Here is a 25,411-nt window from a genome sequence, read left to right as displayed (position 1 = left end):
ATGGAAGGACCTGTGAAGCCATGACCACTGCGCGTATTCTTCTTGGGGTCACCGGTAGCATCGCCGCCTTCAAGGCCTGCCATCTCGCCTCCGACTGGAGCAAGCAGGGCCATGAGGTGCGTGTGGTGATGACCGCGGCCGCGCAGGAGTTCGTCACCCCATTGACGTTCACGTCACTGACGCATACGCCGACACGCACGGCGATGTTCGCCGCCCAGCGTACTGACGGCGATGTTTCCGCAACGGCTATGCACTCCACGCAGATCAATCATGTGGATGACGCGAAGTGGGCCGACATTTTGGTGGTGGCGCCGGCGAGCGCCGATTCGATTGCGAAAATCGCATGCGGCATCGCCGACGATCAGCTGACGAGCACGATTCTCGCCTATGACGAGGGCCCGAAGGTGCTATGCCCCGCCATGAACGTGCACATGTATGCCAATGCCGTGACGCAACGCAATCTGCAGACGTGCCGGGAACTTGGCTGGACGATCGTGGAGCCGGAATCCGGCATGCTTGCCTGTCGCGACATCGGCAAGGGACGTATGGAGGAGCCGGCCGGCATCGAAGCGGCCGTGGCGGATCTGTTGCACGGCGATCTTCCGGACAATTCGCTGCCGTTGAAGGGACGCAACGTACTGGTCACCGCTGGTCCTACGCAGGAACCGCTCGATCCGGTACGCTATCTGACGAATCATTCGACGGGCAAGATGGGCTATGCCATCGCCGAACGGGCGCGGGACATGGGCGCGAAGGTGACGCTGGTGTCCGGACCGGTTTCGCTTCAGGCGCCGCATGGCGTCGATGTCGTCAACGTGCGGAGCGCCCAGGAGATGTTCCGGGCCGTGCAGGATGCGTTTGCGAATGCCGACATCACCATCATGGCCGCGGCCGTCGGCGACTTCCGTCCGGCCGAGCGGTCCGCCGAGAAAATCAAGAAAAACGGACGCGAGCGCATTACGCTTGAACTGGTGTCGAATCCCGACATTCTCGCTTGGGCGGGCGCCAACAAACGCGACGGGCAGACGTTGTGCGGCTTCGCCATGGAAACGCAGGATCTTGAAGGCAACGCGGCGAAAAAGCTCGCTTCCAAGCATTGCGACATGCTGGTCGCGAACGATCTGCGCACGCCGGGCGCCGGTTTTGCCGCCGACACGAATGTGGTGACCGTGCTTCGGCCGGGATCGATTCCGGAGCGGCCTCATATCGAACATTGGCAGAAGATGAGCAAACGGAACCTGGCCGAACGTATGCTCACGGAACTTGCCGGACTGCATGTCGACGTGGCCGGCGAACAGGGTCCCCAGGAATCGTAAAGGAGTTTGGCATGCTTTTGATCGCAGTGGACATCGGCAACACCAACGTCGTGCTCGGATTCATCCACGATGGCAGGATCGCAGGCACGTACCGCATCACCACGAAGGCGAACCATACCTCCGACGAGTATGGTCTGATGATCACGCAATTCCTTAAACTGAGCGGTTTCGCGCCGGGGGATGTGGATGACGTGATCATCTCCTCCGTGGTGCCGAAGGTCATGCATTCGTTCCGCGCGAGCATCGTGAAGTTCCTTGACATCGATCCGATGATCGTGGGTCCGGGCGTCAAAACCGGCATCAATATCCGCATAGACAATCCGAAAAGCATGGGTGCCGACTGCATCGCCGACTGCGCGGGAGCATATTACGAGTATGGCGGACCGATTCTGGTGGCGGATTTCGGCACGGCCACCACGTTCAACTATGTGACGGCCGACGCGTCGGTGATCTGCGGGCTCATCACCACGGGCATCCGAACCGGCGCGGCGGCGCTATGGGATGCGACCGCACAGCTGCCCGAGGTGGAGATCACGCGCCCGAAGTCGATTCTCGCCACAAGCACGAAACCCGCCATGCAGGCGGGCCTGTACTATAACTTCCTGGGCGGTATCGAACGCACCATCATGCAGTTCCATCGTGAGATCGACGAGGACTTCCGCGTGGTGGCGACCGGCGGATTAAGCCGCGTGTTCGCCGATGACACCGATATGATCGACATCTACGATCCGGAACTCATCTTCAAAGGCATGCTGCACATCTACGAACGCAACGTACGATAAGCACGGATCGGCCCTGACCGGAGCGACCGATCCGCCGCCTCCCATACATGCGGCCGCATGCTCGGCCTACTGAGCCTACTGAATGGTAAAGCCCTGATTGTTGCCGTACTCCTTCAGATCCTTCTGCCACAGCGCAATGCCGCTTTTCAGCTTAAGCCGGTCGGAGGAATCGGTGTTCTTCAAGGCGTCGCCGATGCCGGACGCGTCGGTTTCACCACCGGCGGCAATGATGTTCAGCCTATCCTGTTCGCGACGCAGCAACGTGGCCCACTTGTAGGCCTTGCCCACGGTGGAGCGGAAGTCGCTTCGCGCATACACTTCAAAAGGCAGATACTGGTAGCCCGTCGTCACATTCTCGGCGGCTTGGGAAAGCACCCTGTTATATTCCTGCCCGCCGAAATACGGCACTTCGATGCCCCGGTCATCGGTCACCGTGGTCTTGCTGAGGAATTCCGCATCGGACAGGGTATCGTTGTCGGCCGGAAACGCTCCACCATCCACGCGCGTCTTGATGCCATCGGCTTCATGACATGCGTATTCGATGAACCGATAGGACGCTTCGGGCTTACGAGAACGCTGCAGCACGGCGAGCGCCGATCCGCCGTTTTCCGCCGTGGCGGCCTTGCCATCCGGGGTCGGCATCTGGGATACACGCCATAGGCCCGCGGTACCGGGCAGATCCGACATCAGCAATGACGGCATCCACGCTCCGGAGAACATGGATGCAACGGTGCCGTTGCCCACGGCTTCCTTCCATCCGTCGGACCAAGTGCTCAGACTGGTGTTGACCAGCCCCTCATCGATCATTTTCTGCCAGAATTCGGTGAATCTTCTCGTGCCCGAATCATCGGTCAGGTTGATACTCACGTTCTTGCCATCGTTGGACGCGGAAAACGGACGGCCACCAGCCAGCCAGATCATCGCATCATAGAAACTGGCGTCACCGGAATCCGCCGTGATGTATACGCCGATTTCCTTGAGCTTCTTGGCCGCCTCATAATAATCGTCCCACGTACGAATCTTGGAAGCGTCTACTCCGGCCTGCTCGAACACATCCTCATTGTAGAAGAACGCCATCGGGCCGGAATCCATCGGCAGTCCGTAGATGCGGCCGTTGAGCTGCACCGATGACCAAGTGCCAGGCGTGAAGAAATCCTGATAGTTATCGGCCCGATCGGTAATGTCGACCAACTGGCTGCTCACCGCATACTGCCGTAGCGCATAGTACTCGAGCTGCACCACATCGGGAGTGCCGTAACCATCCTGAATGGCATTGTTGAGCTTGTCATACCCGCTGGTGTTCTTCCAAATCACATGGATGTCGGGGTTCTCCCTTTCAAAACCTGCGATCACCGACTTCATGCTGGGCTCCCACGACCATACGGTGATTTCGGTACGGGTATCCTGGCTGGCTCCGCAGGCCGCGGCGCTCGCCGCCATAATGCCGGCGCAGCAGACAGCGACCAGTCGTTTCACCAGCTTCAGCCTCACGCCCGCTCCCCTCATCCTGTGTTGTGATGTCCTCATTCGCAATACGTTTCGAGTGTACGTCAGGATGATGGGTACTCAATCGCGTTACGGTAGAGATTTGCCAAAGATTATGACATCTTTCCATGAACGTAAGATTGTTGCAAAATGTTGCAATCTCAACATTGTTCACGATAACATGATATGACTCCGGTAAGTCACGCCGCATCTGCGAAGTCGCATGGACGGCGCCATCTCGTCCACCTTGCCGGCAATCAGCTGTGCCGCCGTGGAATTCCACACATAGGACCGCTCCCCGTCGGCAGTTTGGGCAACCATCCAATCTACCGACGCTCAGAACCACCTAGGCGTCGGCGGATTGGGCAGTCATCCAAACTGCCGACGCCTAGGCCACTTGAGCGTCGGTAGATTGGATGGTTGTCCAAACTGCCGACGCTCAGATGCACGTAGCCGTCGAAAGTTTAAGGAAACCCAAACCTGCCGACGGCTATATGTGATTGGCCTGTGTTACTTCCTGAGCACGATTACGCCGTTGGGCCGCACCGTCACCTTGCCATCGCCAACATCGGCAAGAGATGCGATGACCGGCCGGCCATCCTGCATGGCTTCAATCACGGCATGTGTGCGATTGAACAGGAATACGAAGCGCGCCCCGCTCGCCTCGTCGACGCGTTCGACACGTAACAGCCCCGGCTCGCTCGCTTCGGGAACCTCCACGCCCAACGAGGAGAACATCATGGGCAGGCTCCTGGCAATGCCATCACGGCCCAGACGGGCCCCGACATACACCGTACATCCCTCGCCATATGCGTTGCCGACGATTGCGGGACGTCCGTCCATTCCCGTCCACGGATCATCCTTGAACGAGGCGATCACGGTGGCATGCTCGCCCACGGACGTGATGACGTCGGCGAAATCATGCGCCGTCGTGCCGTTGTCAAGATCGAGGTACTCGGGAGTCCCCGGCCAATCGTCCCCCAATGGAGCGAATTCCTCGACCCTCACGCCGACCACATCACGAATCGACCCCGGATAGCCGCCAAGCCAGATATGATCCTTCTCGTCGGACAGGCCCGTGTAATACGTGACAATCAGCCTGCCGCCGCCCGCCACGTACTCGCGTACACGGCGCGTGGTCTCCTCCGAAAGGATGTACACACTCGGCAGCACGGCCACCTCGTACTCGTCCCAATTCGAACGTACCGGCACGACGTCGGCGGTCACACCATTGTCCGCCAGCGCACGGAACCATGCGAGAGGCTCGTCGACATGACGGACCTTCTGGGTTGGGGTGGCGGTGTGTTCGCTTGCCCATTCGGACTCATAGTCGTACACCACGGCCACACGGGATTTCGCCAGCCTGGTGCCAAGCAGTCCGTTGTCCGCCAGCGCGTTCAGGTCGGAACCCAATTCGCACACGTCACGGAACACCTGCGAGTCCTCACCAGCGTGGGGAAGCATCGCGGAATGGAACTTCTCCGCGCCCGCCTTCGACTGCCGCCACTGGAAATAGCACACCGCATCCGAACCCATCGCCACATGCGCCAGGGAGTCACGCACCAACTGCCCGGGTTCCTTGCGGTAGTTGATCGGACGCCAGTTGACCGCCGAGGTGGAATGCTCCATCAGGAACCACGGGTTCTTGCGCGAGATACCGTCCACTAGGGACGCGGAGAACGCCAGCTCGTCCAGATGCGCCTCTCCCGGAGTGAAGTAGTGGTCGTTGGATACGAAGTCGACCTCGCCACCCCAATCGTCATAGTCCAATCCGGTGCCGCTCGCGGAGACCATGAAATTGGTGGTCAGCGGCAGATCCGGCGTGATTTCGGCCAGCGTATCGCGTTCCGCCATGTAGAACGCCTTGAGCGCGTCGGAGCTGAACCGCTTGAAGTCCAACAGCTTGCCCGGGTTCATGAAGTTGCCCTCGCCGATGAAACGCGGCGGGATGATCTCGGAGAAGTCGTTCATCCGCTGCGCCCAGAACGCGGTGCCCCACGCGTCGTTCACTTTCTCGATCGTGCCATAGCGTTCCTCGCACCACTGTCGGAACGCGCGCTCGGCGTCCTCGGAATAGTCGAACCGGTTGTGGCAGCCGTATTCGTTGCTCACATGCCAAGCCACCACATACGGGTTGCCCCTGTAATGTTCGGCCATTGCACGGCACAGTCTCAGCGCGTATTCACGGAACACGGGGCTGGTAGGTCTCCAGTGCTGGCGGGCGCCCGGCTGGCACACATCGCCGCGCTCGTCCTTCCACAGCACCTCGGGATGCGCTTGGGTGAGCCACATCGGCGGCGAAGCGGTAGCGGACGCCAGATTCACGGCGATGCCCGCTTTGCCGAGCTTGTCGATGATGCGGTCAAGCCAGCCGAAGTCATACACGCCTTCCTCCGGCTCGATCCGCGCCCAGGAGAAGATGCCCACGGACACCAGGTTCACGCCCGCCTGCCTCATCAGGCGGATATCCTCATCCCATACGTCCTCGGGCCACTGATCCGGATTGTAATCGCCTCCGTACCAGATGCGTTCCGACCGACCCGACAACGGCTTGGGCCAACGATGTGCTCTGCGCTGAGCCATGAATCACTCCTTCGTAACGATATGCAAGGCCGTCCGCACCGCTTGAACCAGCGTCGACAGCCAAAATGTTTGCGTTATCATTCTAGCATCAAAGAGATACTCGGCAAATCAGCGCATGACACATTTGCACTGTAGTCCTTTATAATGATTACGAAAACATATCTAAACCAACAATGGAACGCAATAATGGAACGCTCACGATCCGTATCCATGCAGGACATCGCCGCGGAAGCCGGCGTGTCCGCACAGACCGTATCCCGCGTGGCCAACGGCGGCAAAGCCGTCAAACCGGAAACACGCCAACGCGTCGAAGAGGCCATGGCAAAACTCGGCTACAGGCCGAACGCCGCCGCACGTGCGCTTAAACACGGCCGTTTTCAGAACATCGGCGTCGTTCTGTTCGACATGACATCCTATGGCGACTCGCGAATCCTCAATGCCATTGCCGAGGCTGCCCAATCACAGGAATATGCGGTGACCGTGCAGCGCATCGTCAAAGGCAACGGCCATACGCTGCAGTCAGCCGTCGAGCGGATGCGACAGCTGCCCGTTGACGGCGTGATCGTCGTACTGCAGGAATACATCGATGACTTCAACACCTACGAGCCGGACAAGGAACTGCCTGTGGTAATCATCGCAGAGGAGCCCGCCGCCCACTGCCCCACCATCGACGCCGACAACTACGGCTGCGCCAAAACCGCAGTCGAATATCTGCTTGAGCACGGTCATCGCACGGTCTACCATATTGCCGGACCGGTCGTCTCTCGCGCGGCGCGCATCCGTCAGCAGGGCTGGCAGGATGCGTTACGGAAGGCGGGAATCGCCATTCCACCGCTATATAGGGGCGACTGGAACGCCGACAGCGGCTATCAGGCCGGCCTCGCACTGGCGAACGAGCCCGACTGCACGGCGGTCTATGCCGCAAACGACCAGATGGCCTACGGTGCGATTCTTGGGCTACAGGCCGCGGGTAAACGAGTTCCGGAAGACGTGAGCGTGATGGGCGTGGACGATTCACTGGTCGGCATGGTACCGAGGCTGGGATTAACCACCATGCGCATGCCGTTCACCGAAATCGGACGTCAGGCCTTCGACATGATTATCAGACAATGCGAGGGTGGCCTCGTGCCCGCCAACACCAGGCGGACCGTCGCAACCACCCTCATAGAACGCGCTTCGGTCAGGTAAGGTAAGACCACAACGCAACATGCCTGACAACCGGATGGGAGATCGGCATATATTCGCTTACGCTTCGATGCCGAGCCGCTGACGCTCCTTCTTGGAATACATGAAGGCCGGCAACTGGCGGCCCTGCCTGAGCCAGGAGTGGTATTCGGCGGTAGCCGCGAATTCCACGTCGGAGGCGGAGTTCAGGCAGGTTTCCACGGAATCCTGAATGACGCCGATGATAAAGCCGACGCCCACCACCTGCATGGCGATGTCGTTGTTGATGCCGAACAGCGAGCAAGCCATCGGAATGAGCAGCAAGGAACCGCCGGCCACACCGGAAGCGCCGCATGCGCCAAGCGCGGAGACCACGGACAGCAGGATGGCGGCCGGCAGAGAGATTTGGATGCCGAGCGTGTTCGCAGCGGCCATGGCCATGACGGTGATGGTCACGGCGGCACCATTCATGTTGATGGTGGCGCCCAGCGGAATGGATACGGAATATATGTCCTTATCGAGGCCGAGTTTTTCGCACAGCTGCATATTGACCGGAATGTTCGCAGCGGAGGAACGGGTGAAGAACGCGGTCACGCCGGATTCCTTGAAGCAACGGTAGACCAGTGGGTACGGATTGCGGCGCAGGTAGATGAAGATGACCAGCGGTCCGAATACAAGCACCATGAGCAGCATGGTGCCGACAAGCAGAAGAAGCAGCGAGCCGTACTTGGTGAAGGCTGCGAGACCGTTATCGGCCACATTGGTGAACACAAGGCCCATGATGCCGAACGGAGCGAGGTTGATGACCCAACGAATCACCTGGGATACGCCGTCAGCCACGTTGGCCATGAACGCCTTGGAGCTTTCGGTGGCGATGGCCTTCATGGCCAGGCCGAACAGGCAGGCCCACATGAGAATGCAGATGTAGTTGCCATCGATCATGGCCTGAATCGGATTGGACACGATGTTGGTCAACAGCGTCTGCACCACTTCGGCAAGGCCCTGCGGCACCACATCGGCCTTGGCCGCCTTGCCTAACGACAGGGTCTGCGGAAAGGCACGGGAAGTAAGCACGGCTACGACCGCGGACAGAAAGGTGGTGAACAGGTACAGGAAAATCACCGTGCCGAAACGGCGATCAAGCTTGGATGCGCCTTGGGCGAGTGCGCTGGCCACGAGCACAAACACCAGAATCGGGGCGATGGCTTTCAGGGCATTGACGAACAAGGTGCCGAATTCGCCGATCCATGTCATGTGCGGCATGATCAGGGCAAGGATGGTGCCGGCAATCAGGCCGACAATGATGCGGATGATCAGCTCCGTGCCATTATATTTGTCGATGACGGCTTTGGCCGCTCCTGAAATATGCTTCATAGTCTTCTCTCTCGTGTTCTCGGCCGGTGTTCCACCCGACCGTCAAGCAGAAAATCATCCTACCGTCACGTTTGCGTCGGGAAAAGGCCATGTCCACAACGGAAGACACGCCCACCATGAGATTCACGCGTCGCCGAGCAATGCGTTGGATACGAACGCGCGGGATTCTCCCGTTACCGGATCGTCGAATTCCAGCCTGCGCGCCACCAGCTCCAATGGCCGTGAAAAATCGTCATACGGTCGCTGGATGACATCTGGATAGAAATCATCGCCGAGAATCGGCAGCCCCAGCGAATTCATATGTACGCGCAACTGGTGCGTTTTGCCGGTTTTGGGATGCAAGACGTAGTTGATCGCCACGTTGCCATCGATGATGCGCGGATTGTCGCCGCGCTCAATCAGGCTTTCCGCGTTGACGGCCGCCGGTATTTCGTATGCCTGCAACCTACCTCGGTCTTTCGCGATATGCGATCTGCGTACCAGCGGGAACGGCTGATTCCGATCGATTCTCGTGACGGTGCCGTACCGCGGTCGTACGACAGGGGCGAGCGGCGCCAAACATTCGTAGGTCTTGACGGTCCTATGTTCCTGAAACAGCATCTGATAGGCACCGCGTAATTCCGGTTTGCGTACGAATACGACGACACCGGCGGTCAACCGATCCAGCCGATGTGCCGGGACGATATCCGGTTCGCCGTACCTCTCGCGCAACCGTATCAGCGCCGTTTCGCGATACCACATGCCGCGCGGCGTGGTCGCGAGGAAATGCGGCTTGTCGATGACGATGATGCCGTCATCCTCATACAGAACCTCATATTCGAAAGGAATATGAGGTTCCGCAATCACATATCTATGTCTGCGCTCCTGACGCAACACGACCTCTTCCTGCGAGGCCCTGCCGGGTTCCGACGGAACCATACGTCGCCACTACTCGACGGTGACGGACTTGGCGAGATTGCGCGGCTTGTCCACGTCATAGTTCTTGAGTTTGGCCATATCCATGGCAAACAGCTGCAATGGCACCACATCCACAAGCGGGCTCATCAGCGTCGGGCATGCCGGACGCCAGAACACCACGTCGGCGTATCGCTCCACATCGGGATCGTTCTCTTCGGCCACGGCGATGATATACGCGCCACGCGCCTTGACCTCTTCGATGCCGGAAATGACCTTGGCGTGCAGCACGTTGCGTCCGCGTGCCGGCGGCACGATGAACACGACCGGCTCGCCCTCGTCGACCAGCGCGATCGGTCCATGCTTCAATTCACCTGCCGCAAAGCCTTCGGTGAAGGTGTAGGCGATCTCCTTGAGCTTCAACGCGCCTTCCATGGCTACCGGATAGCCGACGTGACGGCCGAGGAACAGGAAGGACTTCGCATCGACCATTTGTGCGGCCGCATCATGTACGGCCTTGGTCTGCGTATCGAGGACCCACTGAATCTTACGCGGCATGTCCTTGAGGGAGTCAAGCGTCTGCTGAATTTCGTCGCGGAACATCGCACCCTTGATCTGCGCCAGATACAGGCCAAGCACGTACGCTGCGGTGATTTGCGCCACGAACGCCTTGGTGGAGGCCACGGCCACTTCCGGACCGGCGTGCGTATAGAGCACCGCATCGGATTCACGCGGGATGGATGCCCCCTGCGTATTGCAGATGGCCAGCACTTTGGAACCTTGTTCTCGGGCGTGACGCAACGCCATCAGCGTATCCATGGTCTCACCGGACTGCGAGATGGCCACCACAAGCGTGCGCGGGGTAAGAATCGGGTCACGATAGCGGAATTCGTGGGCGAGCTCCACTTCGACCGGGATGCGCACCCAATGTTCGATGGCGTACTTGGCCACCATGCCGGCATAAGCCGCCGTACCGCAGGCGATGACGATGATTTTGTCGATGGCCTTGAAGTCATGTTCGTCAATGCGCACCTCATCGAGGTTCAGGTTGCCATCCTTGTCGAGACGACCTAGCAACGTGCGCTGCACTGCGGCCGGGTCCTCATGGATCTCCTTGTCCATGAAGGAGTCCCATCCGCCCTTCTCGGCGGCGGAAGCATCCCAATCCACGGTGTAGATCTTCGGATCGGGCACGATATTGCCCATGAAATCGGAGACGACCACCTTGTCGGCGGAGACCATGACGGCCTGATCCTGATCGATTTCCATGGCTCGCTTGGTGTAGGCCACGAATGCGGCCACATCGGAACCCAGGAAGTTCTCTCCTTCACCGAGCCCCACCACAAGTGGCGAATCATGGCGTGCGCCGACCACGATATCCGGCTGTCGGCAGTCGGTGGCCAGAATGGTGAACGCACCTTCAAGCATCCGTGCGAGACGGCGCACGGCCTTGAACAGGTCGGGCCCGCCTTCCTCCTCGATGATTTTGTCGGTGATCTTGCCAAGCAGCTTGGCTGCGACTTCGGTATCGGTCTCAGAGGCGAAATGGTAGCCTTCGGTCTGCAGGTCGAGACGCAATTGGGAGGCGTTTTCGATGATGCCGTTATGGATGATGGCGACCTTACCGTCACGGGAGGTATGCGGGTGCGCATTGACGTCATTCGGCACGCCGTTGGTGGCCCAACGGGTGTGGCCGATGCCTACGGTGGCCAGCGGCATCGGATTGCGTTCGACGTCTTCCACCAGATTGGCGAGACGACCGGCCTTCTTACGTACTTCCACGTGGCCCATGTCGGGCGCGGTCAGCGCCACACCGGCCGAATCATAACCGCGGTATTCCAAACGTTGCAGTCCTTGAAGGCATACTTCCAAGGGCTTGCCGCACGCGGTCTTGACGTTTCCTGCATATCCTACGATTCCACACATAGATACCTAGCCTATCGGTTGATGGTGTCAAGCACGAAACGAACCGCCTCGTTCTCACGAACCTTTGCCATATGAACGCAAAAATCCAATCTGCCGACGCTGACCGCCCCGTCAGCATCGGCAGATTGGAGAATCACCCAAACCACCGACACTGACAGCCCGTCAGCGTCGGCAGAATGCGAAACCTTCCAAACTGCCGACGCTTATCAGCCTGTCAGCGTCGGCAGTTTGGGAGGTTGCGATTGAGCCTTCGAACCGTCTTACAGCACGTGCTGCAGGAAGTCCTTGAAACGCGGCTCCCGCGGGTTGTCGATGATTTCAGGGCCGCCCTGCTCCACGACCACGCCGCCGTCCATGAATACGACCTGATCGGCGACTTCGCGAGCGAAGCCGATTTCGTGGGTCACGACCACCATCGTCATACCCGCTTTGGCCAACGACCGCATGACGTTGAGCACTTCACCCACCAATTCCGGATCAAGTGCGGAGGTAGGCTCATCGAACAGCATGATCTCCGGCTTCATGGCAAGGGCACGGGCGATGGCCACACGCTGCTGCTGACCGCCGGAAAGCTGTGCCGGATAGTGGTCAAGACGCTCCCCCATGCCGACGCGTTCCAGTTCCTGAATGGCCAGCTTGCGGGCCTCCTTCTTGCCCATGTGCTTGACGCGGACCGGCGCCTCCATCACGTTTTCGAGCGCGGTCATATGCGGAAACAGATTGAACCGCTGGAACACCATGCCCAGCTTGGAACGCTGCACGGACACTTCCTTGTCATTCAAGGTCTGTAGCACCTGCCGACCGCCCTTGTCGACATACTTGTAGCCGATCATCTCGCCGTCGACGTCGATTTCGCCGCCGGTCAGCGTCTCAAGCTGATTGATCAGGCGCAGGAAAGTGGATTTGCCGGAACCGGAAGGACCCAGAATCACGGTCACGGTTCCCGGCATTACGGTCATGTCAACGCCTTTGAGCACGTGCAGGCTGCCGAAGGCCTTATGTACCTGCGTGGCCTTCACTGCAGGAACGACACCATCAATCGTTGTTTCAGTCATTGCCACTCCCTCACGCGTTCATGCCAGCGAACGTGGCTTCGTTCTGCTTGTTGATGTCATCCTGCGGCTCACCTTCGGTCTTGCCCGGAAGCGGGGTCTGCTTGCCACGGGCACCGGCGGGGCGTGCGTCGAAGCCCTTGCCGAAGTGCTTTTCAAGGCGGGACTGGATGATCATCAGGATGGAGGTGATCACCAGATACCAGATGCAGGCCACGATCAGCAACGGGATCGGCTTGTACAGGCGGGTCGCGATGGCGGTGGTGGCGAACTGCAATTCCAACGTGAACGGCACGGCATTGACCAGCGACGTGGTCTTGAGCATGCCGATGAATTCGTTGCCCGTCGGCGGGATGATGATGCGCATGGCCTGCGGTAGCACGATGCGGCGCATGATCAGAGAACGCTTCATGCCCAAAGCCTTGGCGGCTTCCGTCTGGCCCGGATCGACGGCTTCCAGACCCGCGCGCACGATTTCGGCCAGATAGGCGGCCTCATTCAGCGCCAAACCGAGCCACGCCGCGTTGAATGCGGTGATGACGGACTGCGAGTCGACGCTCCAGAATTCGATGGAGGTAAATGGAATACCGATGCCGATACGCGGAATCAGCACGGCGAACAGGCCCCAGAACACCAACTGTGTGTACACAGGGGTGCCACGGAAGAACCAGATATAGAACCAGCTCACGCCACGAAGCACTGGGTTGATGGATTTGCGCATCACGGCCAGAACCACAGCAAGGACAATGGCGATGACCATTGAGATGACCGTCAGCAACAGCGTGTACTTGATGCCTTCCAGCACATTCTCGTTGAACAGATACTTCCAGACCACGTTCCACTCGAAACGCGGGTTGGTAATCAGGCCTTGCGCCAGCATCGCGGCGAACAGCGCGACGATGACGGCCGCAACGATCGGACCGGTGCGCCTGACCGGCAACGCCTTGATGCGATTCGGAATATCGAGGCCGTCGCCGTCGACTTGTTTCTTCGCCATGATGCTGACTTCCTTTTGTCTCCGCTTGCGCCGGAATCAGTCGAGATTGGTCGGATTGATCTCGGCCTTGTCAAGAGCGCCGGATTCGACGCCCCAATGCTTGAGGATCTTCATGTACGTGCCATCATCCATAAGCTTCTGCAGGGCTTTCTGCACGGCTTCATCCAGCTTTTCGTTGCCTTTTTCGATGGCGATGCCCTGCTTGGCGACGCCTTCCACGTCACCGAGAGCTTCAAGGCCGTCGGTCTGCGAAATGGCATAGCCCGCAACCGGCGAATCCGCGTAGAAGGCATCGGCCTTGCCCGTGGCCACGGCGGTGGCGGCTTCGGCCTGACGCTTATAGGAGAGCACCTCGGCCTTGTTGTCGGCCTTGCATCCCTTGGCGATGTCGTTGGCGTCATCCTCCTGGGTGGTGCCGGTCTGCACGGCGATCTTCGCGCCGCACATGTCGGAGGCATCGAGCTTCTTCGGATTGCCCTTCTGCACGGCCCAGGTGGAGCCGGCACGGTAATAACTGACGAAGTCCACGGACTCCATACGTTCCTTGGTGATGGTCATGGAGGTAATGCCCAGATCGTACTTGGTTCCGATGGACGGGATGATGGTGTCGAACATGGAAGAGACGATCTTCGGTTTCAGGCCCAGCACCTGGGCGATGGCCTTGGTCATGTCCACGTCGTAGCCGACCGGGGTCTTGCCATCTTCGGCATAGAATTCAGCCGGAGCGTAGGAAAGTTCCATACCGGAGGACAGCTCACCGTCCTTGACGGTGGTGCCTTCGGTGACCAGCTTGGCCAGCTCGTCATCCTTCTGGACGCCGGAGACGTCATAGCCGGTGGTGGTGTTTGATGAACTCGCCGAGGCGCTGGAATCGGCGCTGTCGGTGGTGCCGCAGGCGGCCATGGAGAGCAACATGGCGGCGCTCAGCGCGAGGGCCGCCATGGACTTGAATTTCACTGCCATTATCGTATTCTTCTTTCTTCTGTCTTCTCTTCTTCTACCGAACATTCATCGCTTCCCGAAGCAACGAATCCCCAGTATCCCAAATGGGTACGATAAGGCAGTAATGCTACGTGAGTATTTCCTCCCCCGCCAGAGGCGGGAATCGGAGGAATCAGCTTAGATCGGTCGGATTGATCTCGGCCTTGTCGATGGCGCCGGATTCGACGCCCCAATGCTTGAGGATCTTCATGTAGGTGCCGTCATCCATGAGCTTCTGCAGGGCGGCCTGCACGGCCTTGGCAGTGTCGGAATCGCCCTTCTTGATGGCCACGGCCTCCTTGGTCACGCCGACATCCTCGCCAAGGGCCTCCAGCGTATCCTCGGTCTGCGCGATGGCGTAGCCGGCGACCGGCGAGTCCGCATAGAACACGTCGGCCTTGCCGGTGGCCACGTTGGTGGTCACATCGGTCTGCAGCTTGTTGGACAGGATCTGGATGTCCTGCTTGCCGTCGGCCTTGCACTGCTCTTGGGCCTCGTTGACTTCCTCTTCCTGGGTGGTGCCGGTCTGCACCGCGATCTTGAGTCCGCACAGGCTGGAGGTATCCACCTTATTCGGATTGTCCTTCTTGACGACCCACGTGGAGCCGGCCTTGAACATGCTCACGAAGTCGACGGCCTCCATACGCTCCTTGGTGATGGTGAAGGAGGAGATGCCGATGTCATACTTGGACCCGACGGATGGAATGATCGAATCGAAGTTGGAGGTCTCCGGATCCGCTTCCAGGCCGAAGATGTTGGCCAACGCCTTGGCGATGTCCACATCGAAGCCGACGGGGGTCTTGCCGTCTTCGGCAAGGAATTCCGCCGGAGCGTAAGAAGTGTCCATGCCGATGGACAACTTGCCGTCCTTCGTCACCGAATCCGGCAGCATTGCGGCGATGTCGTCGTCCTTCTTCACGCCGGAGACATCGTAACCGGTGGTGCTCGAAGACGAGCTTGAGCCGCCGGAAGCGGAAGAATCCGCCTTGTCTGAAGTACCGCAGGCGGCCATCGACAGCACCATTGCGGCACTCAATGCAATCGCCGCGCACGCCTTCATGTTCCTGAATGCCATATCAAGTCCTCTCTCTAAAGACCCAGCCAAGCCGACCCAGCCAAACCGGGTCATGTCAGGCACGATAAGAGGCCATTGCTACAGCTACGTAAATCCTGCGCAAAATGTTCGAAATGTGGTCAGCGGACCTGCCTGTTGGCGTAGCGCATGGCACGCAGTGCCTCACGTTTGTCCTGCTCCTCACGCAGGGCCTGCCGCTTGTCGAATTCCTTCTTGCCTCGGGCGAGCGCGATTTCCGCCTTGACCCGTCCGTCTTTGAAGTACAGGCTCAACGGCACGATGGTGTACCCCTTGGCTTCCGATTGCCGTGCGAGCTTGGCGATCTGTTCGGCATGCAGCAGAAGCTTCCTCTTGCGCTTGGGCGCATGGTTGTTCCACGTACCGTTCAGATATTCGGGAATATTCGCTCCTTCAAGCCATATCTCGCCGCGGCGATCGATGGTGATGAAGGATTCCGCCAACGATGCGCGCCCCTCACGAAGCGACTTCACTTCGGTGCCGGTCAACACCAGACCGGCCTCGTACTTGTCCTCGATGGCGTAATCGTGCCGCGCTTTCTTGTTCTGCGCGATCGGTTTCGTTCCCTGTTCCTTGACCATCCGGACCTCCTTTCCGGTTTCCCATGGTGCGATGCGATGCAACAACAGACAATATCACGAAAGCGTGCCGCCCGACGATTCGAACGGCACGCTTGGCCACAGGACATTCACCGATATGTCAGTAATGGATGTACTGATAGGCTCCCGCATTGGAGATCGTCTCCCATGCGGGGAACGTGGAGAATCCGGTGCCGCCTTCGGAGATCAGTACCGAACCATCCGCATTGACGCGTTCCACCACGGCCACATGCCCATATTGCCAATCGGCGGTCCAGTGACCTCCGACGCTCTGCCCACGGGCGAACACCATGACCGCGCCATAATGCGGGGTATTGTTCACCAGATAGCCAAGGCTGCGCGCGGTATTGGCCCACTCGGCACCGTTGCCCATATAGGACCCGACGGGAAGCCCGAGTTGGGAGCGCCGCAGGTATGCCCACAACGTGCACTGCCGTGCCGGATAGGCGGAGCCGCCGACCGTATTGCCGGTGTTATGCCCGTAGCAGTATCCGGAACCGGATGGGCAGCTGCCGGGAACGGAGTAGTCCATGCCGCTGGCACTGCCCGAATTGGTGTTGCCACCGGTATTGGTATTGGTGGATTGACCGTTGCCACCGGTGTTGGTGCCGGAATTGTTCGACGATGTGTTGCCGCTGGAATTGCCGCCGGACTGCTGCTGGTTGTTTCCTGGATTCGGCGTGGCGCTATTGCCGCTGTTGTACTGGTTGTTCCACGAATCGATCTGTGATTTCATGGCCACGATGTCCGCGGCCTCACGTGCGCTCTGCGTGGTCAATTGGCTTTTCTGCGCCTCCAGCTGTTCACGCTTCGCCGCACCCTCATCGCGCAGCTGCTGCAGGGCCTCCTTCTTGGCATTGGCGTCGCTGGCGGCCTGCTGGGCGCTGGCGGCCTGTTCATCGGCCTGGGTCTTGAGCTGGGTGATCTTGTCTTCGATGGCGCTCAGACGTTCCTCACGATTCATCGATGTGTTCAGATCGTTCGCGGCATCGCTCGCCGCGTTCGTTTCGCTACGGGTCACCGCCGCTTCGGACTGCATCTTGTTCACGAATTCGTCCGTCGTGGTCGAGTTGGTCACCACGTCCAACACATCGGACACGTCGGAACCATGGAAGCTTTGACGTGCCAACTGGGCCACCGCGGCCTTGGCATCATCGTAATCGCTGCCGGTCTGCGCGATCTGCTCCTCCAAAGTCGCCTTATCCTGCTTGGCCGCCTCAAGTCGCTCCGCAGTGGCATCGGCCAGGCTCTGCGCCTGCTGAGCCGCCTGCTGAGCGGCGTCGGCGGCCTCGACGGCGGCCGGAATCTGATTGTCGTTGAGATCCGCAAGCTGCAGAATCGTATCGGCAAGATCGCTGCTTACGCCGGAAAGCTGGGCTTTCAGCTTCGCATGATCCGCAACCTTGTTCTGATATTCGGAGACGCTCACCGCACGGGCCTGCGGTGCGGGCGCCACCATGACCGCCATCCCCGTAGCGCACAGCATCGCCGAGGCCAGCAGCATGCCGGTGACGGCGTGTGCCCGTTGAACCATTTTCCTTGACATTGAAGCCTTTCCGATACCAACCGTTCTTTCGGCATTGTACAGAAGAAAGCTGGAAGTCCAAGTAATGAAACTTCCTGGGACCATGCCGGAAAAACCTTGGGAGCCGCTACGCCTTGAGGTACCTTCTCAGCGAAATGCTGGAGGCGACGACCGACAACGCGACCGCACCGAGAATCAAAGCGGGCGCGACCAACCACACCGTTTTCTGCGTAATCAACGGCATCCACTGCACGGTCTGCGACAGCCAATCGGTAATGAACACCTTCACGATGCCGCTCAACGCACCGGCCGCAAGCAACGATCCGAGGAATGAGGCGAATACGCCTTCCAGCACGAACGGCAATCGAATCGTCCAATTGGAAGCGCCGACCAATCGCATGATCTCGGTCTCGTTCTTACGCGAGGCGGCGCTCATACGAATCGTGGTGCCGGTCAGCATGATGGCCACCACTATCATCACGGCCGCAAGCACCATGGTCACCGCGGTGGCGCGGTTCAGTACGGAGAACACCGGATCGAAGATCTTGCGCTGATCCTGCACTTCCTCCACGCCGGTTCGCCCGTTGAGGATTTCGGAAACGACCTGATACTTGGTCGGATCGCTCAGTTTCAGCCGTAGGGAGGCTTGCATATCGGAGGCGGTCAACGTACGGCCCTGATAGGTACCTGTGGGGTATTGCTTGAGGAAGGTGTTCTTGTAGAAGTCCTCACGACTCACATAGGTGATCTTGGAAACGACCTTGCCTGCTTCCTGATGGATCAGGTTCTCGAGATCGACGATCTCCTGATCGGTCGGTGCCGTGCCGGCGGCACAGGATGCGGCCTGGCTGGTGCCATCCGGGCAGAGCCACACCACGACCTCCACCTTGTCGTACCACTCGCCCTTCGCCTCGGTGACCTGCACCTGCATGAGGGCCGAAGCACCGATGAACAGGAAGGAGATGAAGGTGACCAGCATCACGGAGATGATCATCGACACGTTGCGGGTCAGGCTGGTCCAGGTTTCGGAAAGAATGAAGCGCAGGCGCATCAGTCGTCCTCCTTGTGTACTTCTTCCGCCTCTTGGGCGGCATCGCTGGATGGAGCGGGCGGTGCCGGAGGATTCAGGGTCTCGTTCTCTCCCGGTGTTTCGGCTGCCGTGGCAGTCTCGGTCGTTGCGGTCACCTCGGATTCCGCAGACGTCTCGGATTTTACCGACGTCGGCGGTGCGGGAGGCTCGCTCACGGCTTCGGCCTGCCCTTCAGACCCGTCGATATCGTCAAGCTTGAGACCCTTGCCCCAGGTCATGGTGTCTTCCGGAGAGGCGAAGGCATCGCCATATCGTCCGGTACGTCCGGAATGCACGGAGTTGGCCAGTCGGGCGATGCCTTCGTCCCCTGCCCCGGAACTCAGCGTCTGTGTGATGGCGTCGACGGCATTCGCCGCGGTCTCGACGCGGGTCTCGCCTTCCACATCCACCTGCGAACCGGTTTCGATGGCATTGGGGGCGCGATACCGCTGGTCCTTATCGGACGTGCCCAACGCCTGATGCGATTTGGATTCGACTTCGGCGTCCGGGAAGTACAGCGCGGAATCGTACGATCCCTGCTGTTCATCGCGCACGATTTTCCCGGTATGCAGTTCGACCACGCGTTTGCGCATGGAGTTGACGATCTCTTCGTTGTGCGTGGCCATCACGATGGTGGTGCCGGTACGGTTGATGGCGTCCAGCACCTCCATGATGCCCAGCGACGTAGTCGGGTCGAGATTGCCGGTAGGCTCGTCGGCAAGCAGGATCTGCGGATGGTTCACATAGGCGCGTGCGATGGCTACACGCTGGGCCTCACCGCCGGAAAGCTCATGCGGATAGCTGTTCTCTTTACCGGTCAGACCGACCGTCTCCAGCACTTTCGGCACCAGCGACTTGATGGTGGACCGGCTTGTGCCGATCACCTCCAACGCGAAGGCGACGTTCTCCCACACCGTCTTGTTGTTCAGCAGTTTGTAATCCTGGAAGATGAAGCCGATGGTACGACGGTAGAACGGGACCTGACGTGGGGCCAGCCGTCTCAGATCGTTGCCGGCGACGCGGATCTCGCCATCCGTGGCTTCCTCTTCACGAAGCAGCAGGCTCAGCAGCGTGGTTTTGCCGGAGCCGGATGCGCCCACCAAAAAGACGAAATCGCCTCGATTGATGGAGAGGTTGATATCATCCAATGCCGGACGCGTGCCCTTCGGATAGACTTTGCTTACGTGATCGAGCGAGATCAGCGCCATCGTGGTTCCCCTTTGCGTTACGCTTCTGCCTCTTCGGCCGCGGCACGGCGCTGTTCATGACGCCAACGGATGCCGGCCTCGATGAATGCGTCGATGTCGCCGTCGAACACGGCCTGGGTCTGGGAGGTTTCGTAGCCGGTGCGCAGATCCTTGACCATCTGGTATGGGTGCAGCACGTAGGAACGCATCTGATCACCCCAGCTGGCCTTGATGTCGCCGGCGAGTTCCTTCTTCTTCTTGGCTTCCTCTTCGTGACGCAGCACCAGCAGTCGGGACTGCAGCACGGCCATGGCGGCGGCGCGGTTCTGAATCTGCGAACGCTCGTCCTGCATGGTCACGACGATGCCGGTCGGAATGTGGGTGATGCGCACCGCGGAATACGTGGTGTTCACGCCCTGGCCGCCCGGGCCGGAAGAGCAATACGTGTCGACGCGGATTTCGGAATCCGGCACGTCGATATGATCGGTGGCCTCGACCAGAGGCACCACTTCCACGGCGGCGAAGCTGGTCTGTCGGCGGCCCTGGTTGTCGAACGGGGAGATGCGCACAAGACGGTGGGTGCCGCCCTCCACACTCATACGACCGTAGGCATACGGAGCATCCACCTGGAAGGTGGCGGACTTGATGCCCGCCTCTTCCGCATAGGAGGTGTCCATGACCTTGGCCTTGTATCCGTTGCGTTCGGCCCAACGCAGATACATGCGCAGCAGCATCTGCGCGAAGTCGGCCGCGTCGACGCCGCCGGCGCCGGATCGAATCGTCACCACGGCGGAACGTTCGTCGTATTCGCCGTCGAGCAGGGTCTGGATCTCCATATCGTCCAGATCGTGCCGAATGCCTTCGATCTCGTTTTTCGCCTCTTCGAGGGTGTCGGCGTCTTCCTCCTCGCGGCCGAGCTCGACGAGAGTCTCCACATCGTCGATGCGCTGGCTCGCGGAGGCGAGACGCTTGAGTTGCGACTGCACCGCGGAGAGCTTGCTGGTAATCTTCTGGGCGTTCTCAGGGTCGTCCCACAGACCCGGCTCGGCCGCCTGCACCTCAAGCTCCTTGGCTTGGGCGGTAAGGCGATCGACGTCAAGCGCCTTGGAAATGGACTCATACTTGGCGCGTGCCTCGCCAATAGCCTGGGAATAATCAAATTCTGCCATCGTGTACACCATACATTTCTTTACGTTGATTATCTTGATCTGTCGGGGAGCCGCTTACAGCTCTCGCACAATCCTTCGGTGTTTCCGCGAGCCCGCACGCACTTCCCTTGCAGCGAAACCGCGAACCTGTTCTCGCTTGGGGGAATGCAGACCCGCTCCGGACCATGCGGGCCTAACGACGTCAAAGACCTGCGTAGATAGCAGGAATAACCACACTCAGCAACATCGCGGCGGCAATGATGATGCCCACCGCACGCACTACGGTGCGACGGCGGCGTTCACGCTGCTCACGATTGTTCTGATAGTCACTCACGTTGCCAAAGTATACGCAACACGTCGTACTTTGCTCCCCTCTTCCGATGTCACGCCCCGCCTCTTCCGATGAGGGCCCGCGCGCACCGCCCCGGGCAGGGGCCATGCCCGGTGACACCCGACACATGGAATCTTGGCGCCCAACGCCATCCCCTGACGCTAATGTTGCTAACGGAACAAGCAATATTCGCATTGAAGGAGAGTCAAATGACCAATCAGCGCACTGCGTGGGGTTGGGGCCTGGCCAGCGTGGACGCCGCCGGCAACACCTTGGACGTATGGTATCCGGAGCTCAAGCTCGGCGAAGCTCCCGAAGAAGTCTCCCGCCCGAACCACGGCTTCGGCAATCTGGCCCATGAGGGCACCGATGCCCGCGGGGTGCGTCGCATTCCGGTGTTCACCATCTCCAAACTCGACGAGCCGATCGAGAACGCCGCCGACGCCTATCTGCGCCTGCATCTGCTGAGCATGCGTCTGGCCCAGCCGAACAGCCTGAACCTCGATGGCATCTTCGGCGCGCTTAACAACGTGGTGTGGACCAACTACGGTCCGTTTGCGGTCGAGGATTTCGCCTTGCGCAGACTCGACGTGATGAATGTTGCCAACCAGGCCGCCCCGGGCCTGCCGAAGGCCGATGTGAACGTACTGTCCATCGACAAGTTCCCCCGCATGGTCGACTATGTCGTGCCGACCGGCGTACGCATCGGAGATGCCGACCGCGTGCGTCTGGGCGCTCACCTGTCCGAGGGCACCACCGTCATGCATGCCGGTTTCGTGAACTTCAACGCAGGCACCCTCGGCGTCTCCATGGTCGAAGGCCGCGTGTCTCAGGGTGTTGTGGTCGGCAATGGTTCCGATATCGGCGGCGGCGCCTCCATCATGGGCACCCTGTCGGGCGGCGGCAAGCTGAAGAATTCCATCGGCGAGCACTCCCTGCTCGGCGCGAACGCCGGCATCGGCATCTCCCTGGGCGACAACTGCGTGGTCGAAGCCGGTTTGTACGTGACCGCCGGCACGAAGGTCACCATCTACGACAAGGCCAAGGTCGCCGCAGGAGAGCCGCTCGAGACCGTCAAGGGCGCGGATCTGTCCGGCAAGGACAACATCCTGTTCATCCGCAACTCGGTGTCCGGCCGCATTGAGGCCCGGTATCGCAAGACCGGCATCGAACTCAACGAGAAGCTTCACAACAATTGAAAATAACGCTTATCACCGTCGGCAAGGTCAAGGAGAAGTATCTTCGAGACGCCATCGCGGAATATTCGAAACGGCTGGGCCGGTATTGCAAGCTCGACATCGTGGAGGTGGCGGATGAGAAGACGCCGGAGCACGCGGGCGAGGGCTTGGAACGCCAGATCAAGGCGAAGGAAGGCGAACGCATCGCCAGGTATATCCGTGACGATGCGTTCGTCATCGCCTTGGCCATCGAAGGCAAGCAGCTCACCAGTGAGGAGCTGGCCGCCAAAATCGACGGCCTCGGATTGCATGGCACCAGTCACATCCAGCTCATCATCGGCGGCTCGCTTGGCCTCGACCCGTCGATTCTCCAACGTGCCGACTATCTGCTGAGCTTTTCCAGAATGACCTTCCCGCACCAGCTAATGCGCGTCATCCTGTTGGAACAGATTTACCGCGCCTACAAAATCAACGCCGGCGAGCCCTACCACAAGTAGTCTTGGCGCGATTCCGGCGGTCAGCGCTTGTCCATCGGGGTGTAGTCGCGCTTGGTGTAGCCGGTGTAGACCTGACGAGGACGGCCGATCTTGGTGTTCGGATCGGCAAGCATCTCGCGATATTGCGCGATCCAGCCCGGAATGCGGCCCAACGCGAACAGCGTGGTGAATATGGATGGATCGAAGCCGATCGCACGGTAGATCAGACCGGTGTAGAAGTCGACGTTCGGGTACAGGTGACGGGTGATGAAGTATTCGTCGTTCAGCGCGATCTCTTCCAGCTCGGTGGCCACGTCGAACAGTGCGCGTTCATCGGCCGGCAGCTTCAGGGTATCGGCACGCTCCATGATCTTCTGCAGATACGTCTTGGCGATGGCCGCGCGCGGATCGTACGACTTGTACACACGATGGCCGAGGCCGGAGATGCGCTGACCATTGGCCTTGGCATCCTCCACGAATTCCTTGACGGACTTGCCGGAATCGCGGATGGCCTTGAGCTGGCGAAGCACGGCCTCGTTCGCACCGCCGTGCAATGGGCCCGACAGCGCATTGATGCCGGCCGCGACGGCGGAATACAGATTGGCGTGTGCGGAACCGGCGATGCGTACCACCGAGGTGGAGCAGTTCTGCTCATGGTCGGCATGGATGATGAGCAGTCGGCCAAGCGCGTGCACATACAGCGGATCGGAGTCGAACGGCTCGTACGGAACGGCGAAGCACATGCGCAGGAAGTCATCGACATAGCCGCGTGAATAATCCGGGTATAGCATCGGCTCGTCACGGCGACGGCGGAAGATGTAGCTCACGATGGTACGGGCCTTCGCCATGATGATGGTCGCCGCCTCGTCGAGCTGGTCGGAGTCGGTGATGTCGGTGGTGTCCGGATAGAAGGTGGCAAGCGCATTGATGGCGGATGCCATTACGCTCATAGGATGCGCGGTGCGCGGGAAGGAGCCCATGAACGTGCGGAAGTCCTCCCCTACCATCGTACGGTGGTTGATGTCGGAGATGAATCGGTCGTACTGTTCCTGGTTGGGTAACTCACCGTGGCGCAGCAGCCAGGCGACTTCAAGGAAATCGGATTTTTCGCACAGCTGCTCGATGGGATAGCCTCGATATCGCAGAATCGAGTTCTTGCCGTCGATGTAGGTGATTTTCGATTCGCACTGCGCAGTGGTCAGGAAGCCCGGATCGAGCGTGACCCAGCCATCGTTGCGCAACGTGGATACCACGATGCCGTCCGCGCCTGCCGTGGCCTCGACCACCGGCAGGGTGAAGTCCTTTGATTCCACACTCAGATGGGCTGTGGCCATACTCGCACGCTCCTTAACCGTTCAAAGTAGTGTTCACTATATGGCATGCTTGTTTCGCGACAAACCTACGTCTCAAAAATAGCCGCCGCATATGCAAAACCTCCCTCTTCGCCAGAGGGAGGTTTTGCATTGCGAATCGACTAGTCGCGAACGGTGAGGATCACCGGACCATTTTCGGTGATGGCGATGGTGTGCTCGCTGTGCGCGCCACGTGAGCCATCCTCGCTCCTCAAGGTCCAACCGTCCTTCGGATCCTGATAGATTTCATCGGTGGTCTTGAGGAACCATGGCTCGATGGCGATGACCAGACCCGGACGCAGCTTGTAGCCGTGATGCGCACGACCGTCGTTCGGCACATGGGGGTCGCCATGCATGATGTGCCCCACGCCATGACCGCCGAACTCCAGATTGATCGGATAGCCATACTCACGGGCCACGTCGCCGACGGTGCTGGAGATGTCGCCAAGACGGTTGCCCGGCTGCGCGGCGGCGATACCGGCCTCAAGCGCCTCTTCGGTGCACTTGATCAGGCGCAGGTCCTCCGGATCCTTGTGGTCGCCGACCACGAAGCTGATGGCGGAATCACCCACCCAGCCGTCCACGTTGATGGCGAGATCCAGGCTGATGAGGTCGCCATCCTTCAGGTTGTAGTCGAACGGCACGCCATGCAGCACGGCGTCGTTCACGGAAGTGCAGATGTAGTGGGCGAACGGACCGGTGCCGAAATCCGGGGCATAGTCCACGTAGCAGGACGTGGCGCCCTTGCGGTTGACGATGCGCTTATGCACGAATTCGTCGATTTCAAGCAGGTTGGTGCCGACTTTGGTGAATTCCTTCAGGTCGCGCAGGATTCCGCCGACAAAACGACCGGCCGGCTTCATCGCTTCGATCTCTTTTGGAGTTTTCAGTTCAATCAT

Annotated in this window: 22 protein-coding genes; 5 read left to right on the top strand and 17 right to left on the bottom strand. The window is 59.6% G+C overall.

The features are described from left to right. Positions 1 to 20: 20 nt before the first annotated feature. Together coaBC and HMPREF1494_RS02245 are read left to right on the top strand one after the other, a co-directional pair. Positions 21 to 1,316 carry a bifunctional phosphopantothenoylcysteine decarboxylase/phosphopantothenate--cysteine ligase CoaBC gene (gene coaBC, locus HMPREF1494_RS02250; protein WP_034519100.1) on the top strand — a complete coding sequence of 432 codons (1,296 nt, stop codon included), beginning with the start codon at positions 21 to 23 and terminating at the stop codon, positions 1,314 to 1,316. 11 nt (positions 1,317 to 1,327) lie between these two features. Continuing rightward, positions 1,328 to 2,098, top strand: coding sequence for a type III pantothenate kinase (locus HMPREF1494_RS02245; protein ID WP_003836973.1), 771 nt, complete (start codon positions 1,328 to 1,330; stop codon positions 2,096 to 2,098). 75 nt (positions 2,099 to 2,173) lie between these two features. On the opposite strand, the gene HMPREF1494_RS02240 is transcribed toward HMPREF1494_RS02245, so the two are convergent. Together HMPREF1494_RS02240 and HMPREF1494_RS02235 are read right to left on the bottom strand one after the other, a co-directional pair. Next, positions 2,174 to 3,604 (bottom strand): ABC transporter substrate-binding protein, encoded by a 1,431-nt coding sequence (locus HMPREF1494_RS02240; RefSeq protein ID WP_003836975.1) that lies wholly within the window; start codon positions 3,602 to 3,604, stop codon positions 2,174 to 2,176. A 489-nt stretch (positions 3,605 to 4,093) separates the two neighbouring features. Further along, complete coding sequence (locus HMPREF1494_RS02235; RefSeq protein ID WP_034519096.1) at positions 4,094 to 6,166, bottom strand: beta-galactosidase; 2,073 nt, start codon at positions 6,164 to 6,166, stop codon at positions 4,094 to 4,096. 186 nt (positions 6,167 to 6,352) lie between these two features. Between HMPREF1494_RS02235 and HMPREF1494_RS02230 the strand changes: the two genes are divergently transcribed. After that, positions 6,353 to 7,354, top strand: a complete 1,002-nt coding sequence (locus tag HMPREF1494_RS02230) for a LacI family DNA-binding transcriptional regulator (RefSeq protein ID WP_034519092.1) — start codon at positions 6,353 to 6,355, stop codon at positions 7,352 to 7,354. Between the two features lie 57 nt (positions 7,355 to 7,411). Here the strand turns inward: HMPREF1494_RS02230 and sstT are convergent, their stop codons facing one another. From sstT to HMPREF1494_RS11855, 13 genes are all read right to left on the bottom strand, one after another. Further along, complete coding sequence (sstT, locus tag HMPREF1494_RS02225; protein ID WP_003836992.1) at positions 7,412 to 8,704, bottom strand: serine/threonine transporter SstT; 1,293 nt, start codon at positions 8,702 to 8,704, stop codon at positions 7,412 to 7,414. A 123-nt stretch (positions 8,705 to 8,827) separates the two neighbouring features. Continuing rightward, the gene (locus tag HMPREF1494_RS02220) at positions 8,828 to 9,622 is read right to left on the bottom strand and encodes a pseudouridine synthase (protein ID WP_034519089.1); all 795 of its coding nucleotides are present in this window, start codon (positions 9,620 to 9,622) and stop codon (positions 8,828 to 8,830) included. 9 nt (positions 9,623 to 9,631) lie between these two features. Then, positions 9,632 to 11,524 (bottom strand): glutamine--fructose-6-phosphate transaminase (isomerizing), encoded by a 1,893-nt coding sequence (gene glmS / locus HMPREF1494_RS02215; protein WP_003842500.1) that lies wholly within the window; start codon positions 11,522 to 11,524, stop codon positions 9,632 to 9,634. A 260-nt stretch (positions 11,525 to 11,784) separates the two neighbouring features. After that, positions 11,785 to 12,579: an amino acid ABC transporter ATP-binding protein gene (locus HMPREF1494_RS02210; RefSeq protein ID WP_003837000.1), complete on the bottom strand. Its 795-nt coding sequence runs from the start codon at positions 12,577 to 12,579 to the stop codon at positions 11,785 to 11,787. A 10-nt stretch (positions 12,580 to 12,589) separates the two neighbouring features. Next, positions 12,590 to 13,573: an amino acid ABC transporter permease gene (locus HMPREF1494_RS02205; protein WP_003842506.1), complete on the bottom strand. Its 984-nt coding sequence runs from the start codon at positions 13,571 to 13,573 to the stop codon at positions 12,590 to 12,592. 36 nt (positions 13,574 to 13,609) lie between these two features. Next, positions 13,610 to 14,536: an ABC transporter substrate-binding protein gene (locus HMPREF1494_RS02200; protein WP_012901961.1), complete on the bottom strand. Its 927-nt coding sequence runs from the start codon at positions 14,534 to 14,536 to the stop codon at positions 13,610 to 13,612. A gap of 151 nt (positions 14,537 to 14,687) precedes the next feature. After that, positions 14,688 to 15,629, bottom strand: a complete 942-nt coding sequence (locus tag HMPREF1494_RS02195) for an ABC transporter substrate-binding protein (protein ID WP_033489564.1) — start codon at positions 15,627 to 15,629, stop codon at positions 14,688 to 14,690. Between the two features lie 119 nt (positions 15,630 to 15,748). Beyond that, positions 15,749 to 16,228, bottom strand: coding sequence for an SsrA-binding protein SmpB (gene smpB / locus HMPREF1494_RS02190; RefSeq protein ID WP_003837008.1), 480 nt, complete (start codon positions 16,226 to 16,228; stop codon positions 15,749 to 15,751). 118 nt (positions 16,229 to 16,346) lie between these two features. Continuing rightward, entirely contained in the window at positions 16,347 to 17,780 is a 1,434-nt protein-coding gene (locus HMPREF1494_RS02185; RefSeq protein ID WP_003837010.1) for a CHAP domain-containing protein, read from the bottom strand. 118 nt (positions 17,781 to 17,898) lie between these two features. Continuing rightward, positions 17,899 to 18,822: a permease-like cell division protein FtsX gene (gene ftsX, locus HMPREF1494_RS02180; protein ID WP_003837012.1), complete on the bottom strand. Its 924-nt coding sequence runs from the start codon at positions 18,820 to 18,822 to the stop codon at positions 17,899 to 17,901. After that, a complete protein-coding gene (ftsE, locus tag HMPREF1494_RS02175) occupies positions 18,822 to 20,048 on the bottom strand; it encodes a cell division ATP-binding protein FtsE (protein WP_034519079.1) in 1,227 nt (408 codons plus the stop codon). The genes ftsX and ftsE overlap by 1 nt, the downstream gene beginning before the upstream one ends. A 17-nt stretch (positions 20,049 to 20,065) precedes the next feature. Further along, positions 20,066 to 21,196, bottom strand: a complete 1,131-nt coding sequence (gene prfB / locus HMPREF1494_RS02170; RefSeq protein ID WP_034519213.1) for a peptide chain release factor 2 — start codon at positions 21,194 to 21,196, stop codon at positions 20,066 to 20,068. Positions 21,197 to 21,377: 181 nt separating this feature from the next. Continuing rightward, entirely contained in the window at positions 21,378 to 21,509 is a 132-nt protein-coding gene (locus tag HMPREF1494_RS11855; RefSeq protein WP_003837018.1) for a hypothetical protein, read from the bottom strand. 206 nt (positions 21,510 to 21,715) lie between these two features. On the opposite strand from HMPREF1494_RS11855, the gene dapD reads away from it, so the two are divergent. Together dapD and rlmH are read left to right on the top strand one after the other, a co-directional pair. Then, positions 21,716 to 22,705 (top strand): 2,3,4,5-tetrahydropyridine-2,6-dicarboxylate N-succinyltransferase, encoded by a 990-nt coding sequence (gene dapD, locus HMPREF1494_RS02165; RefSeq protein WP_034519076.1) that lies wholly within the window; start codon positions 21,716 to 21,718, stop codon positions 22,703 to 22,705. Beyond that, positions 22,702 to 23,181, top strand: a complete 480-nt coding sequence (rlmH, locus tag HMPREF1494_RS02160; RefSeq protein WP_003837023.1) for a 23S rRNA (pseudouridine(1915)-N(3))-methyltransferase RlmH — start codon at positions 22,702 to 22,704, stop codon at positions 23,179 to 23,181. The genes dapD and rlmH overlap by 4 nt, the downstream gene beginning before the upstream one ends. A gap of 20 nt (positions 23,182 to 23,201) precedes the next feature. Here rlmH and HMPREF1494_RS02155 read toward each other — a convergent pair whose 3' ends face one another. Together HMPREF1494_RS02155 and map are read right to left on the bottom strand one after the other, a co-directional pair. Further along, positions 23,202 to 24,494, bottom strand: coding sequence for a citrate synthase (locus tag HMPREF1494_RS02155; protein WP_034519071.1), 1,293 nt, complete (start codon positions 24,492 to 24,494; stop codon positions 23,202 to 23,204). Between the two features lie 140 nt (positions 24,495 to 24,634). After that, the gene (gene map, locus HMPREF1494_RS02150) at positions 24,635 to 25,411 is read right to left on the bottom strand and encodes a type I methionyl aminopeptidase (protein WP_034519069.1); all 777 of its coding nucleotides are present in this window, start codon (positions 25,409 to 25,411) and stop codon (positions 24,635 to 24,637) included.

Origin of the sequence: Bifidobacterium sp. MSTE12, assembly GCF_000513015.1 — a bacterium.
Classification (GTDB): domain Bacteria; phylum Actinomycetota; class Actinomycetes; order Actinomycetales; family Bifidobacteriaceae; genus Bifidobacterium; species Bifidobacterium dentium.
This window is presented reverse-complemented; position numbering and strand designations above follow the sequence as displayed.

What these genes read in the sequence shown, in the direction of transcription:
- coaBC (WP_034519100.1), top strand. Translation starts at nt 21, where the DNA reads ATGACCACTGCGCGTATTCTTCTTGGGGTCACCGGTAGCATCGCCGCC.
- HMPREF1494_RS02245 (WP_003836973.1), top strand. Translation starts at nt 1,328, where the DNA reads ATGCTTTTGATCGCAGTGGACATCGGCAACACCAACGTCGTGCTCGGA.
- HMPREF1494_RS02240 (WP_003836975.1), bottom strand. Translation starts at nt 3,604, where the DNA reads ATGAGGGGAGCGGGCGTGAGGCTGAAGCTGGTGAAACGACTGGTCGCT.
- HMPREF1494_RS02235 (WP_034519096.1), bottom strand. Translation starts at nt 6,166, where the DNA reads ATGGCTCAGCGCAGAGCACATCGTTGGCCCAAGCCGTTGTCGGGTCGG.
- HMPREF1494_RS02230 (WP_034519092.1), top strand. Translation starts at nt 6,353, where the DNA reads ATGGAACGCTCACGATCCGTATCCATGCAGGACATCGCCGCGGAAGCC.
- sstT (WP_003836992.1), bottom strand. Translation starts at nt 8,704, where the DNA reads ATGAAGCATATTTCAGGAGCGGCCAAAGCCGTCATCGACAAATATAAT.
- HMPREF1494_RS02220 (WP_034519089.1), bottom strand. Translation starts at nt 9,622, where the DNA reads ATGGTTCCGTCGGAACCCGGCAGGGCCTCGCAGGAAGAGGTCGTGTTG.
- glmS (WP_003842500.1), bottom strand. Translation starts at nt 11,524, where the DNA reads ATGTGTGGAATCGTAGGATATGCAGGAAACGTCAAGACCGCGTGCGGC.
- HMPREF1494_RS02210 (WP_003837000.1), bottom strand. Translation starts at nt 12,579, where the DNA reads ATGACTGAAACAACGATTGATGGTGTCGTTCCTGCAGTGAAGGCCACG.
- HMPREF1494_RS02205 (WP_003842506.1), bottom strand. Translation starts at nt 13,573, where the DNA reads ATGGCGAAGAAACAAGTCGACGGCGACGGCCTCGATATTCCGAATCGC.
- HMPREF1494_RS02200 (WP_012901961.1), bottom strand. Translation starts at nt 14,536, where the DNA reads ATGGCAGTGAAATTCAAGTCCATGGCGGCCCTCGCGCTGAGCGCCGCC.
- HMPREF1494_RS02195 (WP_033489564.1), bottom strand. Translation starts at nt 15,629, where the DNA reads ATGGCATTCAGGAACATGAAGGCGTGCGCGGCGATTGCATTGAGTGCC.
- smpB (WP_003837008.1), bottom strand. Translation starts at nt 16,228, where the DNA reads ATGGTCAAGGAACAGGGAACGAAACCGATCGCGCAGAACAAGAAAGCG.
- HMPREF1494_RS02185 (WP_003837010.1), bottom strand. Translation starts at nt 17,780, where the DNA reads ATGGTTCAACGGGCACACGCCGTCACCGGCATGCTGCTGGCCTCGGCG.
- ftsX (WP_003837012.1), bottom strand. Translation starts at nt 18,822, where the DNA reads ATGCGCCTGCGCTTCATTCTTTCCGAAACCTGGACCAGCCTGACCCGC.
- ftsE (WP_034519079.1), bottom strand. Translation starts at nt 20,048, where the DNA reads ATGGCGCTGATCTCGCTCGATCACGTAAGCAAAGTCTATCCGAAGGGC.
- prfB (WP_034519213.1), bottom strand. Translation starts at nt 21,196, where the DNA reads ATGGCAGAATTTGATTATTCCCAGGCTATTGGCGAGGCACGCGCCAAG.
- dapD (WP_034519076.1), top strand. Translation starts at nt 21,716, where the DNA reads ATGACCAATCAGCGCACTGCGTGGGGTTGGGGCCTGGCCAGCGTGGAC.
- HMPREF1494_RS02155 (WP_034519071.1), bottom strand. Translation starts at nt 24,494, where the DNA reads ATGGCCACAGCCCATCTGAGTGTGGAATCAAAGGACTTCACCCTGCCG.
- map (WP_034519069.1), bottom strand. Translation starts at nt 25,411, where the DNA reads ATGATTGAACTGAAAACTCCAAAAGAGATCGAAGCGATGAAGCCGGCC.